This window comes from Microcystis sp. LE19-41.2A, assembly GCF_027530405.1.
GTDB classification, from domain to species: domain Bacteria; phylum Cyanobacteriota; class Cyanobacteriia; order Cyanobacteriales; family Microcystaceae; genus Microcystis; species Microcystis aeruginosa.
In genome coordinates this window covers 14,883-30,041 of record NZ_JAPZQJ010000157.1, presented here as the reverse complement: position 1 = coordinate 30,041, position 15,159 = coordinate 14,883, and the positions used below count along the sequence as shown (strand labels likewise).

The following is a 15,159-nucleotide window of genomic DNA, read 5'->3' as shown; positions in this document are numbered from 1 at the left end:
GCGGGGATCGGGGGAAAATTCAGGTACTTTTTCCCTGAAAATTAGGTAGTTGACCACCTCAAAACTGGTAAAACCCCACACCCCACACCCCACACCCCACACCCTGCCCCCAGGAAAAGCTTTTTCAGCAAACCCTAATTATCAAATATGACCCAACGGGAGACATTCTCTATATCAATAAATGCGCTCCCTATCCCGAACAAGAATCCGAAGAATTAGGAGATGATATTATTGTGAGAGTCAACCCCCAAACCGAAGAAATCGAAAACCTAGAAATCCTATTCTTTTCTCAAAGACTGCAAGAAAAAAACGAACTCCAACTCCCCCTCATTGCCAATCTCCGCTTGGCAGGTTAGACAAATTAGGTAAACTCAATGGCTAAAAAAAACAGCAACGACAACGGTAAAACCTTCACCACCCAACAGGGACTTAACAGCTACATCAAAGGCATCTGCGACATCATGCGGCGTTCCAACTGTGCCGGTGCTTTACAGTACGTCCCCGAACTCAGTTGGCTACTGTTCCTCAAAATCCTTGACGACACCGAACAGCGAGAAGCGGAAGAAGCGGAAGCCGTGGGGGACTCTTTGGCCGATTCCATCCCCGAACCCTACCGTTGGCGAGATTGGGCCAACCCTCAAGGCAACCGCCGCCTTAACCTGCAAATGGGGCAAATGGGTCAATTTCTGCCCTTTGTCAATGAAGAAGTCATTCCCTACCTCAAAAGCCTCAAAAACAAACCCCAAGCCACCCCCCGCCAAAAAATTATCAGTGAGGTCATATCCAGTGTCGAACGAGTCCGCATCGACACCGAAACCAACCTGTTAGACATCCTCGATAAAATCCACGAAATCGACTACATTGACCCTACCCACATCTTCCCCATCTCCCAAGTTTACGAGGGATTGCTGTTGAAAATGGGAGAAAAAAACAACGATGGCGGTCAATTCTTTACCCCCCGGGAAGTCATCCGGGCAATGGTCAAAGCCATCGCCCCCCAAGTAGGAGAAACCATCTATGACCCCTGCTGCGGCACGGGCGGATTCCTGGCCCAATCCTACGAATATATCCGCGATTTCCTAGCAGATGACATCACCCCCGAACAGCTAGAAACCATCAAACTAAAAACCTTTTACGGAAGGGAAAAAGAGAACCTCATCTACCCCATTGCCCTCGCTAATTTAGTCCTACACGGCATCGATTACCCCCACCTCTGGCACGGCAACACCTTAAACCGAGAAGTCATCTATGGCGACCTGTTCCAAGATGCTCCGCCCCAGTTCGATATTATCCTCACTAACCCCCCCTTTGGCGGCAAAGAACACAGGACCGTACAGGCACAATTTGCCTATAAAACCAGTGCCACTCAAGTCCTATTTTTACAGCACGTTATCGACAGTTTGAAACCGGGGGGACGCTGCGGCATCGTCCTAGATGAAGGGGTGTTATTTCGCACCAATGAAAATGCCTTTGTCCAGAGCAAACGAAAACTATTAAACGACTGTAATCTCTGGTGTATCGTTAGTTTGCCCGCGGGGACTTTTGTGGCTGCCGGTGGGGGTGTTAAAGCTAACATCCTCTTTTTTACTAAAGGTAAACCCACTGAAAAAATCTGGTATTATGACCTGTCCGATGTCAAAGTTACCAAGCGCAAACCCCTGATGATGAATCACTTTCAGCAGTTTCTAGAACTATTACCCAACCGAGAAGATAGTGAGAGGAGTTGGACAGTCACCCGTGAAGAAATCGAAGCCAAAAACTTTGACCTCAAAGCTGTCAATCTTAACACCAAAGTAGATGAAGATAAAAGCACCGTCAAGGAATTGCTAGATTTTATTGAGGAGAAAGGTAAAGAAGTTGCTCTAACTCTATCAGTGCTGAGAAAGTGGCAGCGGTGAAGGTCACTTATAGCTTTATGAAAAATTTTTAATAAACCTAGAGTTTTTAAATTGAGTAATCGATAACTTTCTCACTTTTATTGTCAAAATCAGTGAGTAAGGTCGCTTTTCTCGGTTTTAAATGTACCGTTTGTTCTGGTTGTAACTGTAATTGCTTGTATTCCTCCCGATTGAGATAAGCCACCACCATTTCCCCATCGGCTAACATTAATTCTACTTGTATTTCCCAGCCTAAATGAATAACTCTTTTTACCACTGCCCAACTATTCAAACCATCTTGTTCGGGCATAATTTCCAGGTCGTGGGGACGGATAAAAACGGTGGAATTATCACCCGGATGATGTCCATTTCCTAATCCTGCTAAACTGGGTAAGATATTCACTTCCCCAATAAATTGCATCACAAAAGGTGTGGCCGGATGATCGTAAATTTCGGCGGGAGAACCCACCTGTTCAATTTTACCATGATTCATCACGACAATCGTATCGGCTACTTCCATTGCTTCCTCTTGATCGTGGGTAACAAAAACACTGGTAACGTGAACTTCTTCGTGTAAATTTCTCAGCCATACCCTTAATTCTTTTCTGACTTTTGCATCTAAAGCTCCAAAGGGTTCATCTAATAATAATACATTCGGTTGAATGGCTAAAGCGCGGGCTAAAGCTACTCGCTGCCGTTGTCCTCCCGATAATTGGGCGGGATAGCGATCGCCTAATCCTTGTAATTGAATTAATTCTAATAATTCCTCAACTCTTTTCTTAATTACTGGCGATTTTTGCTGGCGAATTTCTAGACCAAAAGCAATATTTTGACGAACAGTTAAATGTTTAAATAGGGCATAATGTTGAAAAACAAAGCCGATATTTCTCCGTCTAGGATCCACATGGGTGGTATCTTGTCCGTTAATGATAATCGCGCCACTGTCGGGAGTTTCTAATCCCGCAATTGAACGTAATAAGGTGGATTTTCCCGATCCCGATGGTCCGAGGAGGGCGACTAATTTGCCTTCAGGAATGGTTAAACTGATATTATCTAAAGCTTGAAAATTACCGAAACGTTTGGAAACTTGGTGGATGGTAATACTCATATTTTTAGGTTTTTTGTGTAAGTAGGTGGGTGGAATTAAATATAAGATGAATGTAGGTTAGGTTGAAGCATGAAACCCAACGCCTTCATGATTTTTAGGTTTTTTGTAGTTAGGTAGTGTGAATTTTGTGGGCGGTTTTACGTTCGAGAATTTCTTTGATAATTAAAGTAACTCCCGCTAGTAAGGCGAGAATAGCCGCCGCACTAAAAGCGGCAGGAGTTAGATAATTTTTATAGGCCTGTTCTACGAAAATTGGCAGGGTAGCAGTTCTCCCTAAAATACTGCCAGAAACCACAGAAACCGCCCCAAATTCTCCCATCGCCCGGGCATTAGTTAACAGCACTCCGTACATCAATCCCCAACGAATATTGGGTAAAGTTATGCGCCAGAAAATCTGCCAATCACTTGCCCCTAAAGTGCGCCCCGCTTCCTCTTGTTCTAAGCCAATTTCTTCTAAGACTGGGATAACTTCTCTAGCGACAAAAGGCATAGTAACAAATATAGTTGCTAATACCATTCCGGGTAAAGCAAAAAGTATTTTTATATCGAAAAATTCTAGGAAAGAACCTAACCAACCATTGCGCCCATAGAGCAGTACAATCATTAAACCCGCTACCACGGGAGAAACGGCAAAAGGTAAGTCAATTAAACTAATTAATAAAGTTTTGCCACGAAATTGATTGCGGGCAATTACCCAGGCTGCACAAAGTCCAAAAATTGTGTTTAAAGGTACAGTAATTAGGGCAATAATTACTGTTAATTTCACCGCTTCGATAAAGTCAGAAGTTCCCGCCGCTTCTAAAAAAGCTTGGAATCCATTGCGAAAAGCATAGTAAAATACTGCCGCTGCTGGAATAAATAATAATAGTGCCAGATAAACAAGGGCGATGATAATTAGTAGGGGTTTGTAATCCCACTCTTTCGGTTTAGTTGATTTTTTTAGACTCAGCATTTTTGATCTGTCTCCAGTTATACCCTAATATTTTTTACTCTTTACTTAACTCTGTATTTTTGCCCCCATTGCTGCAGGAAATTAATTACTACTAACATGAACAAAGAAACCAGTAATAAAACCATGCCGATTACTGTCGCACCTGTGTAATCATATTCCTCTAGTCTTTGGAAGATTAAAACTGGGGCAATTAAATCCTTAAAGGGAATATTAGAGGAGATAATAACTACGGAACCATATTCACCGATCGCTCTGGCAAAACCGAGGGCAACTCCTGTTAAAATAGCGGGTAGTATTGTGGGAAAAATAACTCGCCAGAAGATTTGCCAAGAGGAAGCACCGAGGGATAAAGCCGCTTCTTCTACCTCTTTTTCCATTTCCTGTAAAACTGGCTGTAAGGTGCGGACAATGAAGGGTAAAGCGATAAATAACATCGCCACAAAAACCCCTAAAATGGTAAAGGATATCTTAATGCCAAAGGGGGCAAAAAATTGACCGAGCCAACCGTTATCACTGTAAACTGTGGCGAGGACTAAACCGGCAACAGAAGTGGGTAAAGCAAAGGGCAAATCTACACAAGCATCGACAATTTTTTTACCCGGGAATCGATAACGCACTAATACCCAAGCGATAATAGTGCCAAAAACTCCGTCAATTAATCCGGCGATTAAGGAAGTAAAAAAAGTGACTTGGTAAGCGGATAAAGAAATCGGTAAAGTGGCAATGCGCCAAAATTCGGCAAAACCAAGAGTTAGGGATTTAGCAAATAGTGCCGCCGCCGGTAAAACCAACAAAACCACTAGATAACTAATGGTAATTACCCAAGGAATAGAAACTTTTTTCAGGGGTTGACTGGGAGATAAAGATAATTGTGGGTTAGCCATTGTTTATTATTGCTAGAGATTACCAATTGTCCGCTTCTTCAAGAACTTGTGCTGAATCATACCAAACTTCTACATCTAAATCTGCCAGATAGGAAAGGGCATTTTCTATCCCTTGGGAGTTGCCTTGTAGTTGTAGATCGAACCAGCCATCTTGATTATTATTTGCCGCTAACAAAGCGGAAAATATATTCACTTTTAGACCAGGAAAAGACCCTAAACGTGCTATAATTGGCTCGTTAATATATTGTTTAGGAATCCGAATTTTTATTCTTCGGGACGTGGGGCGATCGAGTCCTGATTGATCGAGATGTAAGTCACTTTGGGGATGATTAATAGTTTGCCATTGAGGTTGATTATCCATGGTTTTTCTCCTTAGGATTTACCAGCTTTAGTGAGAATTTTATCGAACAAGGCTCCATCATCAAAGAATTGCTTTTGTACCTTATCCCAACCGCCTAAATCCTGCACGGTAAAGAGATTTTTTATCTGAGGAAATTTACTCTCAAACTCTTTAAATACCGTCGGTTCAACGGGACGAAACCCCACCTGAGCAAATTCTCTTTGGGCTGCGGGAGTAAATAAAAACTGCACAAAAGCCTCAGCCACTTTTCTCGTACCTTTTTTATCCACATTGGCATCAACAACCGCCACGGGATTATCAATAGAAATATTGTAATCGGTGGGAACAGTGTAGGACAACTTCTCGCCTTTTTGGTTAGCGAGAATCATCTCATTTTCGTAATTAATCAGCACATTTCCCTGGCCTTGTTTAAAAAATACATCACTAGATTCGCGAGCATCTCTAGGTAAAACTGGCGCATTTTTAAACACTTTTTCGACAAAAGTTTGCGCCGCTTGTTCACTGCCTCCCGCTTGCGTCACCGAACCCCAAAGAGCGAGAAAATTCCAGCGCGCTCCGCCAGAAGTCTTGGGATTAGCGGTAATAACTTTAATATTATCCTTGGCTAAATCTGACCATTTATTAATTTTAATATTGGCATCACGAGGAACAAAAGCCACTACAGATTTATGAACAATAGAGTCATTGGGAGCTTCTTTTTCCCAACCGGGTTGAATTAATCCCGCTTGCTCAATTTTCTTGGTATCCAAAGCTAAAGCCAACGCTACCACATCCGCTTCTAAACCATCGATAACGGCACGAGTTTGGGAACCGGAACCACCATAACTCTGTTCAAAAGTTACCTTTTGCCCCGTTTTTTGTTGCCATTCCTCGACAAATTTGGGAATGATTTTTTCGTAGGCACTTTGGGTGACAGCATAGGAAACAAGCGTCACAGTCACGGGTTTTTGGCTGTCATTGCCGCTATTGGTGGGGGATGGGGTGCAGGATACCAGCGTTCCCCCCGTCAGGACAGTTGCCACGAGTAGGGATAAACAAGACTGGGATAACTGCATCGGCGGCGCTCCTGAGATTTACTCTAAGGTTGTATCTGTTTTCAGGTGTAGTTTAATCCTACAGCACAGGAAACAAAATTTCAATACATTTATAAAACAAATTGGGAATAAGGTGATAACAAGGGAAACTGTGAGAAGATGGAATCAGTGCTACATCTAGGTTTGAGACTATGGGCAAGAGCGTCAAGGCCAAAAAAACAACCCTCCTACAACAACTGATTAACCAGAGTTTTCTCTTTCGCGGACTAGAGGAAGCTTGGTTAAGTCAGTATCTCGATGCCGACAATCTCAAGTTAGAGACGCTATTTTCCAATCGTCCCGTCTATACGGCTTTTCTCCCCGATGAATTTCTAGATGTTTTGTATGTGATTTTGGATGAGGGTGTAATCGTCGTCCGCAGCACTCCCCTCGACCGGATTATTGCCATTACCTACCCCGGTGGCTGTTTTGGTATGAGGAGTTTACCCTTTAGTTATGGTTTAGCCAGTCGCGCTTTTCCCTGTTTGGTGGAATCCTATAAAACTACCCACGTCCTGAAAATTCCCTTATCGGCACTAGAAAAGATTTACAACGATAACGAAAGTTTTCGTCAACGGTACTGTGTTTTATTTGAATTACAGCAAAAATTCGAGTATCATTTGCTTAATTGCAGTAGCTATCCACCCCAAGCTGTGGCGGCTTTACTCAGAGCCTTAATCTATCAAGAAAGAGAATTAGGCAGTCAACCAGATGCTGAAAATATCTATACTTTTGATTTATCCGTCGATGTGATTGCTCGCGCTTGTCAACTCAATCAACGCACCGTCGAACAGGTATTAAAAGGATTGCAAACCGTGGGATTAATTGCCTCAGAATCGACGGGGGATTTAATTCGGGTACTAGATGCCGAGGGTTTAAAAGAAGTGTACAGTGCCACCCGGGATAAAGTTAATTGGTGGCCCCTAAGATAAGTAGGAGCTGCTGAATAAATCTAAAAACTTTGTTGGATAAAAATTTTAGACTTTTTTCCCATCAAAAAGTACCAGCCATTGGAGTGATCGGGGGGGAAATTTAGGCACTTTTTCCCCGAAAATTAGGTAATTGACCCCCTCAAAATCGGTAAAACCCTACACCCCACACCCCACACCCCACACCCTACCCCCACGCAAAACTTTTTGCCGCAAACCCTATTTACCCTTGCAATTGACAGCGCTTTAAGGCATCTTCGGCAGCCGCTTTGGTGGCATCCTGTTTCCGTTTACCTTTACCTGTACCGTAGAGAAGGTTATTAACCCGCACTTCGGCGGTAAATTCCCTAGCGTGGGGCGGTCCTGTCACATCGATGATCGCATATTCTGGATTAGAGGCGAAATTAGCCAGCGCCCACTGTTGAAAGAGATTTTTAGCATCGATAAAAGATGGCGATTCCGATTGTTGAGAGACTAAATGAGAGGCTACAGGGATAAAAAGCCTGTGCAGATAGTTTTTAACCGCATTTAACCCCGAATCTAGATAATAAGCCCCAATTATCGCTTCAAAAGTGTCCGCTAATAGGGTAGGATTCGATCGCCCCCGATCTTTAATTGCCCCCTTACCCAAACGCATTAACTCCCCCAGGCCGATTTCAATGCCCAATTGCGCTAATTGTTCTTCTTTGACCAAATTTGACCGCAAACGAGTTAATTCGGCCTCGTTCATGGCGGGATATTTTTGATACAATAGTTCGCCCACCAAAAAAGCTAAAATCGCATCGCCCAAAAATTCTAGGCGCTCGTTATTTTCCGTCAATTGGGACTGTTCATTGACATAGGAACGATGGGTTAAAGCTTGGGTGAGAAGGAGAGCATTTTGAAAAGGAGGCAAACAAGACATTACAGAAATGATCAAGTCAAGAGCATTTCTTATCTTAATCTGACCCCACCCCGAATAGATGAGACGAACGATCCTTTTTTTACGGTTTTTTCCGGCTAGTTTAGGCATAATCTCCCAAATCTTCCCACCGGAAAACCTATCCGCTCCCATTCTTGCCCTAGGTATCCTGGGGATGTGTATGGAACAGGCACGCATGGCGGCGGTGGACTTGGCAGAAATTGCCCAATTTCAGCAAAAAATCAGCGATCCTCGCCTCGATCGCTTTTTTATTGTCACAGTTAGTACAATTGTTTTAGAATTATCGGGCTTTTATTTGGCCGTCCTCTGGATAGGATGGGGGGCCTTAATAGTTTTAGTTAGTCAAATTTGGTTTCATTGTTTAGCCAAAATTCAACTGCAGCCAACCACGGAAAAAATTATTGACTATGGCATAGTGCCACGTTTACCCATACTACTCGCCGACTATATGGATGGTCTGGAGTACTTCAATGGCAAACTAATTAGCAACCGCTGCGATGCCTGCGGTGTCTATGATATTTACGATACTAATGGCAATCTCCTGCAAGCAGCTTTCATTACTGCTCCAGCTGCTGCAACTGGTATTGCCTACGATGGTACCGATTTTTACGTCTCAAATGTCTATAACTCATCAATTGGAGTTTATGATGGGGTACTAGGGACACTGAAATCGACTATCAACTTGATTCCCAAGACACCAGGGGACACCTTCTTGATTGAGGCTCTTTCTGTAGATTACCTTCAGCGTCCTGATACAGGGCGTGTTCCTGAGCCAGCTTCCGTCTTAGGCTTACTTGCCATCGGTGTTTTGGGTGCAGGTTCGGCTTTGACGCGCAAATTATTAAAGTAGGAATCTGACTCAGAAATTCGCTACTTAAAAATCGATCACTAAAAGCGATCGCACTCAATCAATGCAGTGCGATCTTTTTGAGCGTCAGTCCTCAGCCTTGAGAGACTTTGTACCCCACAAGTGGGAGAATTGCTATAATATAGAATCCCGATTACTTTTCATCTGTGGCAGTTCCGTCATGACTAGAGCGACAGAAACAGCGACCCTAACATTATACGAAGAAGATTTTTATCTCTGGCTAAAAACCACGGCAGAACAATTAAAAAAAGGCCAGTTTGCCGAGGTGGATTTAGACAACTTAATTGAGGAGATTGAATCGATGGGGAGAAGTGAAAGACACGCGCTCAAAAGTCTTTTAACTCGTCTCCTAGAACATTTACTCAAATTAACTTACTGGCAATCGGAAAGAGACCGGAATGGCAATCATTGGAATGGAGAAATCAATAATTTTCGGGCAGAAATTCAAGATTTACTGGAGGATAGCCCTAGTTTAAAGCCCTATCTTCGGGAGATTTTTGAGCCATCCTACCATACAGCTTTAGAGGCCGTCCGGAAAAAAATGGGTTTATCCCCTGGCGGTTTACCCAGTCAGATAATTTTTAATCTCGAACAGGTTTTAGATAATCAATGGCTGCCGATCGATTGGGAATAAACTATTGACTATCTAAATCACTCCTTAAGACTGGGCTAGAGTTGGGAGAAAAGAGCTTTTTGCCGTGATCGCATCAGTGAACTAAAAACTCAAATCTGAAAACTCAAATCTGAAAACTGATCACTGATCTGGTTTTACTCAAGCAACTTCTTCAGCAGGGCATCCACTTCCTCCAGGCCGGATTGATTATTTTTCAGCACATAAACCGCTCGCGCTTGCTTAAAAGCTTCCTCCGCTTCTCTTTTTCGTCCCCGGCCCGCGTAGGCCCGACCGAGATTAAGATAGACATCGGCGTTATTGGGGGCGATTTCGGCCAAATCTTGATAGGCGATAATTGCTGCAAGATAATCTTTTCTGGCCAGATGGATGCGACCGATTCCCGCTTGTGCTTCCAAAGATTGGGGTTGCAGGAAAACAGCCCGACGATAAAAGGGGAGAGCCTCGTCAAAACGCTCTTGTTTTTCGAGTAAAATCCCTATTTTTAGCTGAATTAAAAAATTTCCTGCACTTTGTCGCTCTATTTCCTTTAAAATTTGGGTTCCACCATTTAAATCGCCCTGTTTGAGCAAAAGGCTGGCCAGTTGCAATCTTAATTCACTATTGTTAGGGAATCTTTGCAGGGATTTTTGGAGAAAATCGAGGGCTTCGCTGCTTTTATTCTGTTCGATCAAGGCTTTACCCATGATTTCGTGGGCTTGCTGATTATTGGGGTCGAGAGCTAAAACCCATTGGTAAACTTCGCCCGCTTTAGCATAGTTTTTTTGGCGTAATAACACCACCCCTAAACCGAGGTAGTGTTGGACGTTTTTCGGTTCTATTTGGATAGCGTAGTAGTAAGCGGTGGCTGCATTGTCATAATCACCGATATTAGCCAAACTATAACCGAGAGCATGGAAAAAGTCGGGATTACTCGGATCGAGACTTAAAGCTTTTTGGTATGCTTGGGCGGCGGCGTTATAATCCCCTTGCCGCGTTTGTAAAAAGCCAATCCCAGAGAAAATTTTGGCATTATTGCCATCAAGGGCGGCAGCCCGCTCGTAAATGGCTATAGCTTCCCCATAATTGCCATTTTTGACCAATTGCCGCGCTTGACGCAGTAGTTCGTTAACCTGTGAATCCTTGCTCACGATTGCCCCTGCGGGATTATCGGCGATCGCAATTGAGGGGGAAAAACAGCCCCCCGCGAGAAGACCGACGAGCAAGATTAAACGGGTAAATTGTTCCATCGCTTTACCTTTGTTAACGATTCTTAATTAAAGTTTATTGTAAATGGTATTGACAAAAATCAACTATTCTGCATCACCCTTGGACGAGATTATTGCGGGCCTCTTGGGCGACTTGGGCGCTTTTGTCGCCGGTTAACTGGGTCAAAACAGCGATCGCATCTTGCCCCCCTAAGCGGCCTAAAGCTTGAGCGAGACGATAGCGCAGTTGCCAGTCATCATCATTAGCCAAGGGAACGAGTAAAGAGACGGCGCGAGGGTCGCCTAGTTCCCCGAAAGCACTAACAGCGGCCGTTTTTACCAATTCATTATCAGAGTTAAGGGCGATTTCGAGCAGTTCAAAGCCCCGGGGTTCCCCCAATTCGCCCAAAGCTGCCACAATGCTAAATTGAATTAACCAGTCGCAGGATTGTTGATAGACGGCCACCAGATCATCGTAGGCTGCCGTTAATTTTAACCCCCCGATCGCATCGGCCGCGGCCGCTTTCACGTCTGCTTCGGGATCATGCAACAAGCGATCGCGTAGAATAGTTAAGGCCAGATCAGGATTCTGACGACCGAGGATATCTAGCTGACTTACCGCCGAATAACGCACCCTAGCGTTACTATCCTTAATTAAAGGCTGTAACATCTCGAAGGCGATTTCTGGGGCTAAATAACGCAGTTGATTAACTCCCGATAAGCGATCGCCATAATCATCGGAATCGAGCAGCCGTTGCACGGATTCAGGGGAATAATTCATAATTTGATGACACCCTTAACAATTGGACTGGTATTAATTGTCCCATGAATAGTTATCGACTCCTGACTATTTTGATCATGTTTAGTTCCCCGGTTTTTTGGGGCTGTAGTCCTCCCGCTCCCCTTAAAAAAGAACCTACGGCCGAGATGCTTGTTCCTCCTTCTCCCAGTCCGATTATTTCCGCATCAGACATTAAAGCTGCTAATCGTTATCGTCAATTGGGATTACAGTATCGTCAACAGGGAGATTTTATCAAAAGTATTGAAGCTTTAAAAAAATCGGTACAGTTAAACCCCAATCATCTAGACGGGAGAGTAATTTTAGGATGGACACAACACCTAGCTAAACAACCTTTAGCGGCACAAACAACCCTAGAGGAAACGATTAAAATTGCTCCCGATCATGTGGCTGCTTATAATGCTTTAGGAATTGTTTATCTTGTCGGTGGTCATCTTGAAAAAGCCGTAGTCACTCATACTAAAGCCGCTAATTTAAAACCCGATAATGAAATCGCCTACTATAATTTGTCCCTCGCCTATCATCGCTTAAAAGATTTTAATTCAGCTATTACTAACGCTGAAAAAGCAGTTAAATTAGAGCCGAATAATCCCCATCCTCTTGTGGCTTTGGCAATGGTCTATTTAGATCAAGGTGATATTAAAAAAGCGCGGGATACCTACAAAAAGGCTAGGGATTTAGACGGTCGTTATCGACAAAAATGGTTTCTGGCACATCTGAAGGAAGCTGGTTTTAGTCAGGAGCAAATTAAATTAGTCGAAAAGTTACTATCTGGTTAGATTTAAAAATTATTATTTCCCCTTAGGATGCCTGTCGATGTCCCAGTTTTAGGAAAATAGTTTCTAAATCTTCGCGGCAAGTATAAAACTCGCTTAAGGTCAGGCCAGAAACGACTAAAAATTTCAACAATTCGGCACTATCTTCTAGGGTTCCCGTAAATTTAACCCGGAGAGTATTAGTATGAATAATTCTTTGCCAACTTTCCACAAAAACACATTGTTTAAGAGCAGTTTCTAAGGCTTCTAAATTGCCTAGAGTCGTAATCTGCAAGTATTGACCAGCTAGACGTTGATTTAATTCTTGTAAAGAGGTGCTTTCCACTAGATAACCTAATTCCATGATGCCCACAGAACTACAAAGTTCGGCCAAATCACTAAGGACATGGGAGGAAATTAAAATAGTCATACCTGCCGATTGTAAGACTTTAATAATCTCACGAAATTGTAGGCGAGCGATCGGGTCTAATCCAGAAACTGGTTCATCGAGAAGTAAAATTAAAGGTTCATGAATAATCGTGCGGGCTAAACTTAAACGTTGTTTCATCCCCCGGGACAAAGTAGCGATCAAATTATGGCTTTTACCGGTTAATTGTACCAGTTCTAGAACCTCATAAATGCGGCGATGACGTTGGGAGCGAGGGATATGATAAAGACGGGCAAAATAATCCAGATAATTCCAGACATTTAGGTCATCGTAGAGGGGAAAATTATCGGGTAGATAACCTAAATTTCTTTTGAGACGGGGATTACTCTCATCTCTTAAAAGACGTTCTCCGTGCAGATATATTTCTCCCGTTGTCGGTTCTTCCGCTGCCGCTAACATCCTAATTAAAGTGGTTTTTCCCGCTCCATTTGGACCGATTAACCCGTAAACTTCCCCCGCTTCAATCTGTAAATCCACTTGATTAACAGCCCCATGGCGGTCAAATTGTTTGGTTAAACCAACGGTAGCAATGGCTAATTCTGGTGTGTTCATAAAGTTTTAGTAGTGGGATTGCTGACAAACTGGCCACCACATTCTTAACATTAACGTTTGGGTTTCCCGTTATCAATAGAACCACTCTTGATGGTATGGTGAGAACCACAACTAGGACAAGGCAATACAGGCGAAGAGGTGATTTTGTTCTGTGTTAGACTGATATTTGAGTAAGTCTAACACGAACCACAAAAAGATATTGATCAGAAAACTGATCATCAAGCTAGATGTTTAAAGACTGATGTGAGCCGATTATAGCAATTTCCATAGTTGTGAGGTACAGAGTCTTAGGTTTTGAGGAGTCAGGAGTCAGGAGTCAGGAGATAGGAGATAGGAGATTATTTTATTTATTCTCCCCACACCCCACACCCCACACTCCACACCCCACACCCTACACCCTACACCCTACACCCTACACCCTGCCACCACCGAAAAACTTTTTCAGCAAACCCTAATTATCCGATGATTTCTGGATTTAATACGATGTATAGACGAGAATTACTGCAATTTATTGGCTCTCACGCTCTTTTTGGGGCTATTAATCCAGAATTTGCTTGGAATTATCAAAATATTGACCATTGGGGCGAATTATCAAGGAATTATCGTCTCTGCACCACGGGAAAGCAACAAACACCGATCGATCTGAGTATAGTGACTGAAAAAGAGCTATACCAACCCACCTTTAATTATCGTCCTGTACCCCTAAAAATTCGCCATAACGGTCGTACAATCTTGGTTAAGACCGAAAAAGGTGGAAACATGAGTTTTCACGGCGAAAACTGGGATTTATTGCAGTTTCATTTTCATCATCCCAGCGAACATCAGATTAAAGGTCAGTCTTTCCCTCTAGAAATTCATTTAGTGCATCGAAATGGGAGAGGAAATTTAGCAGTTGTGGGTATCTTAGCCGAAATCGGCGCTTTTAATCCCTATTTACAAACGATTTGGGCTTATTTGCCCCAAGAACCTTCTCCTGAAATGATTATCCCCGATACTTGGGTCAATGCCGGGCTTTTACTGCCAGAAAATAGCGATTTTTATGAATATCGGGGGTCTTTGTCCACTCCTCCCTGTAGCGAGGATGTTCTCTGGTTAGTCTGGCAAAATGCGATCAAAATTTCTCCCCAACAACTGCAACAATTGGCCGCGATTTTTCCCCGTAATGCCAGGAATATTCAACCCTTAAACGGGCGATCAATCCTGCATTCCTAGCCGAAATTGTCGGCATTTTGGCTAATTTAGATAATTTTATTAACTTTTAGACCAACAATGGTAAATAACTCAGGAATGCGCTCAATAACTAAAGCTTCGGTGGCTGTCCAGTCACTTTCCTTAGTGGCTAAAACCCCCAGAACACTCAGAGGAACCTGTAGAAATAGGTGACTTAAGAGGAGAGCGATCGCAGCGATTACTAAACCTAAAAGCCGCCATTGGGGGAGATAGGCGGCCACGGCAGCCGCTAGAGGGGCAAAATTGTAGATGGGCCAAGTGATGAGAATTAAGAGGACGACTCCCAAAAGAGTAAGAAGACGATGGCGAGGACGTTTAAAAAGAGAGAGAATTTTTAACTGTTCGGGGGTGAGTTGACTCGGTTTTAGAGCAACCAACAAAAGACTAAAAATATCAAAAGGTTTTGTCCACTGCATCCAAAAGACGGGTATGATAGCGATCGCTCCTAGAAATAGCCATTCTAGCCAAAGAAAAGGCAAGGGATCGCCCACAGCTAAACCAATCCAAGCGATTTGTAAAAAGATTGGCAAAGCCGCTAACCCTGCCAGATGAATCCACAAAAAAGGTTCTGATTTCATAGAGG

Annotated in this window: 18 protein-coding genes and 2 pseudogenes; 9 read left to right on the top strand and 11 right to left on the bottom strand. The window is 43.2% G+C overall.

Annotation, left to right across the window (positions count from 1 at the left end; translation table 11 throughout):
• Positions 1-137 precede the first annotated feature (137 nt).
• Positions 138-356 (top strand): DUF2283 domain-containing protein, encoded by a 219-nt coding sequence (locus O9290_RS28120; protein ID WP_353852127.1) that lies wholly within the window; start codon positions 138-140, stop codon positions 354-356.
• An 18-nt stretch (positions 357-374) separates the two neighbouring features.
• Complete coding sequence (locus O9290_RS06705; RefSeq protein ID WP_288056307.1) at positions 375-1,898, top strand: class I SAM-dependent DNA methyltransferase; 1,524 nt, start codon at positions 375-377, stop codon at positions 1,896-1,898.
• Between the two features lie 46 nt (positions 1,899-1,944).
• Here the strand turns inward: O9290_RS06705 and O9290_RS06700 are convergent, their stop codons facing one another.
• The 5 genes from O9290_RS06700 to O9290_RS06680 form a co-directional block, all read right to left on the bottom strand.
• Positions 1,945-2,985, bottom strand: a complete 1,041-nt coding sequence (locus O9290_RS06700) for a sulfate/molybdate ABC transporter ATP-binding protein (RefSeq protein ID WP_288056306.1) — start codon at positions 2,983-2,985, stop codon at positions 1,945-1,947.
• 109 nt (positions 2,986-3,094) lie between these two features.
• Positions 3,095-3,937 (bottom strand): sulfate ABC transporter permease subunit CysW, encoded by an 843-nt coding sequence (gene cysW / locus O9290_RS06695; protein WP_002797969.1) that lies wholly within the window; start codon positions 3,935-3,937, stop codon positions 3,095-3,097.
• Positions 3,938-3,978: 41 nt separating this feature from the next.
• Positions 3,979-4,821, bottom strand: coding sequence for a sulfate ABC transporter permease subunit CysT (gene cysT, locus O9290_RS06690; protein WP_004159580.1), 843 nt, complete (start codon positions 4,819-4,821; stop codon positions 3,979-3,981).
• 19 nt (positions 4,822-4,840) lie between these two features.
• Positions 4,841-5,182, bottom strand: a complete 342-nt coding sequence (locus tag O9290_RS06685; RefSeq protein WP_002768372.1) for an NIL domain-containing protein — start codon at positions 5,180-5,182, stop codon at positions 4,841-4,843.
• 11 nt (positions 5,183-5,193) lie between these two features.
• Entirely contained in the window at positions 5,194-6,237 is a 1,044-nt protein-coding gene (locus O9290_RS06680) for a sulfate ABC transporter substrate-binding protein (protein WP_288035493.1), read from the bottom strand.
• 170 nt (positions 6,238-6,407) lie between these two features.
• Here O9290_RS06680 and O9290_RS06675 point away from each other — a divergent pair, with 170 nt between their 5' ends.
• Positions 6,408-7,187: a Crp/Fnr family transcriptional regulator gene (locus O9290_RS06675; RefSeq protein WP_004159575.1), complete on the top strand. Its 780-nt coding sequence runs from the start codon at positions 6,408-6,410 to the stop codon at positions 7,185-7,187.
• 220 nt (positions 7,188-7,407) lie between these two features.
• On the opposite strand, the gene rnc is transcribed toward O9290_RS06675, so the two are convergent.
• Positions 7,408-8,088, bottom strand: a complete 681-nt coding sequence (gene rnc, locus O9290_RS06670) for a ribonuclease III (protein ID WP_288027260.1) — start codon at positions 8,086-8,088, stop codon at positions 7,408-7,410.
• Between the two features lie 58 nt (positions 8,089-8,146).
• Between rnc and O9290_RS28115 the strand changes: the two are divergent.
• The 3 genes and pseudogenes from O9290_RS28115 to O9290_RS06660 form a co-directional block, all read left to right on the top strand.
• A pseudogene (locus O9290_RS28115) lies at positions 8,147-8,551 on the top strand (hypothetical protein); the annotation flags it as partial.
• A gap of 3 nt (positions 8,552-8,554) precedes the next feature.
• On the top strand, positions 8,555-8,956 hold the full coding sequence (locus tag O9290_RS28445; RefSeq protein WP_308417983.1) for a PEP-CTERM sorting domain-containing protein: 402 nt from the start codon (positions 8,555-8,557) through the stop codon (positions 8,954-8,956).
• A gap of 178 nt (positions 8,957-9,134) precedes the next feature.
• On the top strand, positions 9,135-9,608 hold the full coding sequence (locus O9290_RS06660) for a DUF29 domain-containing protein (protein WP_043999281.1): 474 nt from the start codon (positions 9,135-9,137) through the stop codon (positions 9,606-9,608).
• Between the two features lie 134 nt (positions 9,609-9,742).
• Here the strand turns inward: O9290_RS06660 and O9290_RS06655 are convergent, their stop codons facing one another.
• Entirely contained in the window at positions 9,743-10,834 is a 1,092-nt protein-coding gene (locus O9290_RS06655) for a tetratricopeptide repeat protein (protein ID WP_288059489.1), read from the bottom strand.
• Between the two features lie 73 nt (positions 10,835-10,907).
• Positions 10,908-11,573 (bottom strand): phycobilisome degradation protein NblB, encoded by a 666-nt coding sequence (nblB, locus tag O9290_RS06650; protein ID WP_288059486.1) that lies wholly within the window; start codon positions 11,571-11,573, stop codon positions 10,908-10,910.
• Between the two features lie 44 nt (positions 11,574-11,617).
• On the opposite strand from nblB, the gene O9290_RS06645 reads away from it, so the two are divergent.
• Positions 11,618-12,370 carry a tetratricopeptide repeat protein gene (locus O9290_RS06645; RefSeq protein ID WP_288059484.1) on the top strand — a complete coding sequence of 251 codons (753 nt, stop codon included), beginning with the start codon at positions 11,618-11,620 and terminating at the stop codon, positions 12,368-12,370.
• Between the two features lie 22 nt (positions 12,371-12,392).
• Here O9290_RS06645 and O9290_RS06640 read toward each other — a convergent pair whose 3' ends face one another.
• Positions 12,393-13,346: an ABC transporter ATP-binding protein gene (locus tag O9290_RS06640; RefSeq protein WP_288059482.1), complete on the bottom strand. Its 954-nt coding sequence runs from the start codon at positions 13,344-13,346 to the stop codon at positions 12,393-12,395.
• A gap of 53 nt (positions 13,347-13,399) precedes the next feature.
• Positions 13,400-13,562 (bottom strand): annotated as a pseudogene (locus O9290_RS06635) (ISNCY family transposase); the annotation flags it as partial.
• Between the two features lie 56 nt (positions 13,563-13,618).
• Between O9290_RS06635 and O9290_RS06630 the strand changes: the two are divergent.
• Both O9290_RS06630 and O9290_RS06625 read left to right on the top strand, forming a co-directional pair.
• On the top strand, positions 13,619-13,801 hold the full coding sequence (locus O9290_RS06630) for a hypothetical protein (RefSeq protein ID WP_071825090.1): 183 nt from the start codon (positions 13,619-13,621) through the stop codon (positions 13,799-13,801).
• A gap of 28 nt (positions 13,802-13,829) precedes the next feature.
• Positions 13,830-14,558: a carbonic anhydrase gene (locus O9290_RS06625; RefSeq protein ID WP_043999280.1), complete on the top strand. Its 729-nt coding sequence runs from the start codon at positions 13,830-13,832 to the stop codon at positions 14,556-14,558.
• A gap of 26 nt (positions 14,559-14,584) precedes the next feature.
• On the opposite strand, the gene O9290_RS06620 is transcribed toward O9290_RS06625, so the two are convergent.
• Positions 14,585-15,154, bottom strand: a complete 570-nt coding sequence (locus tag O9290_RS06620; protein ID WP_004159551.1) for a low-complexity tail membrane protein — start codon at positions 15,152-15,154, stop codon at positions 14,585-14,587.
• Positions 15,155-15,159 lie beyond the last annotated feature (5 nt).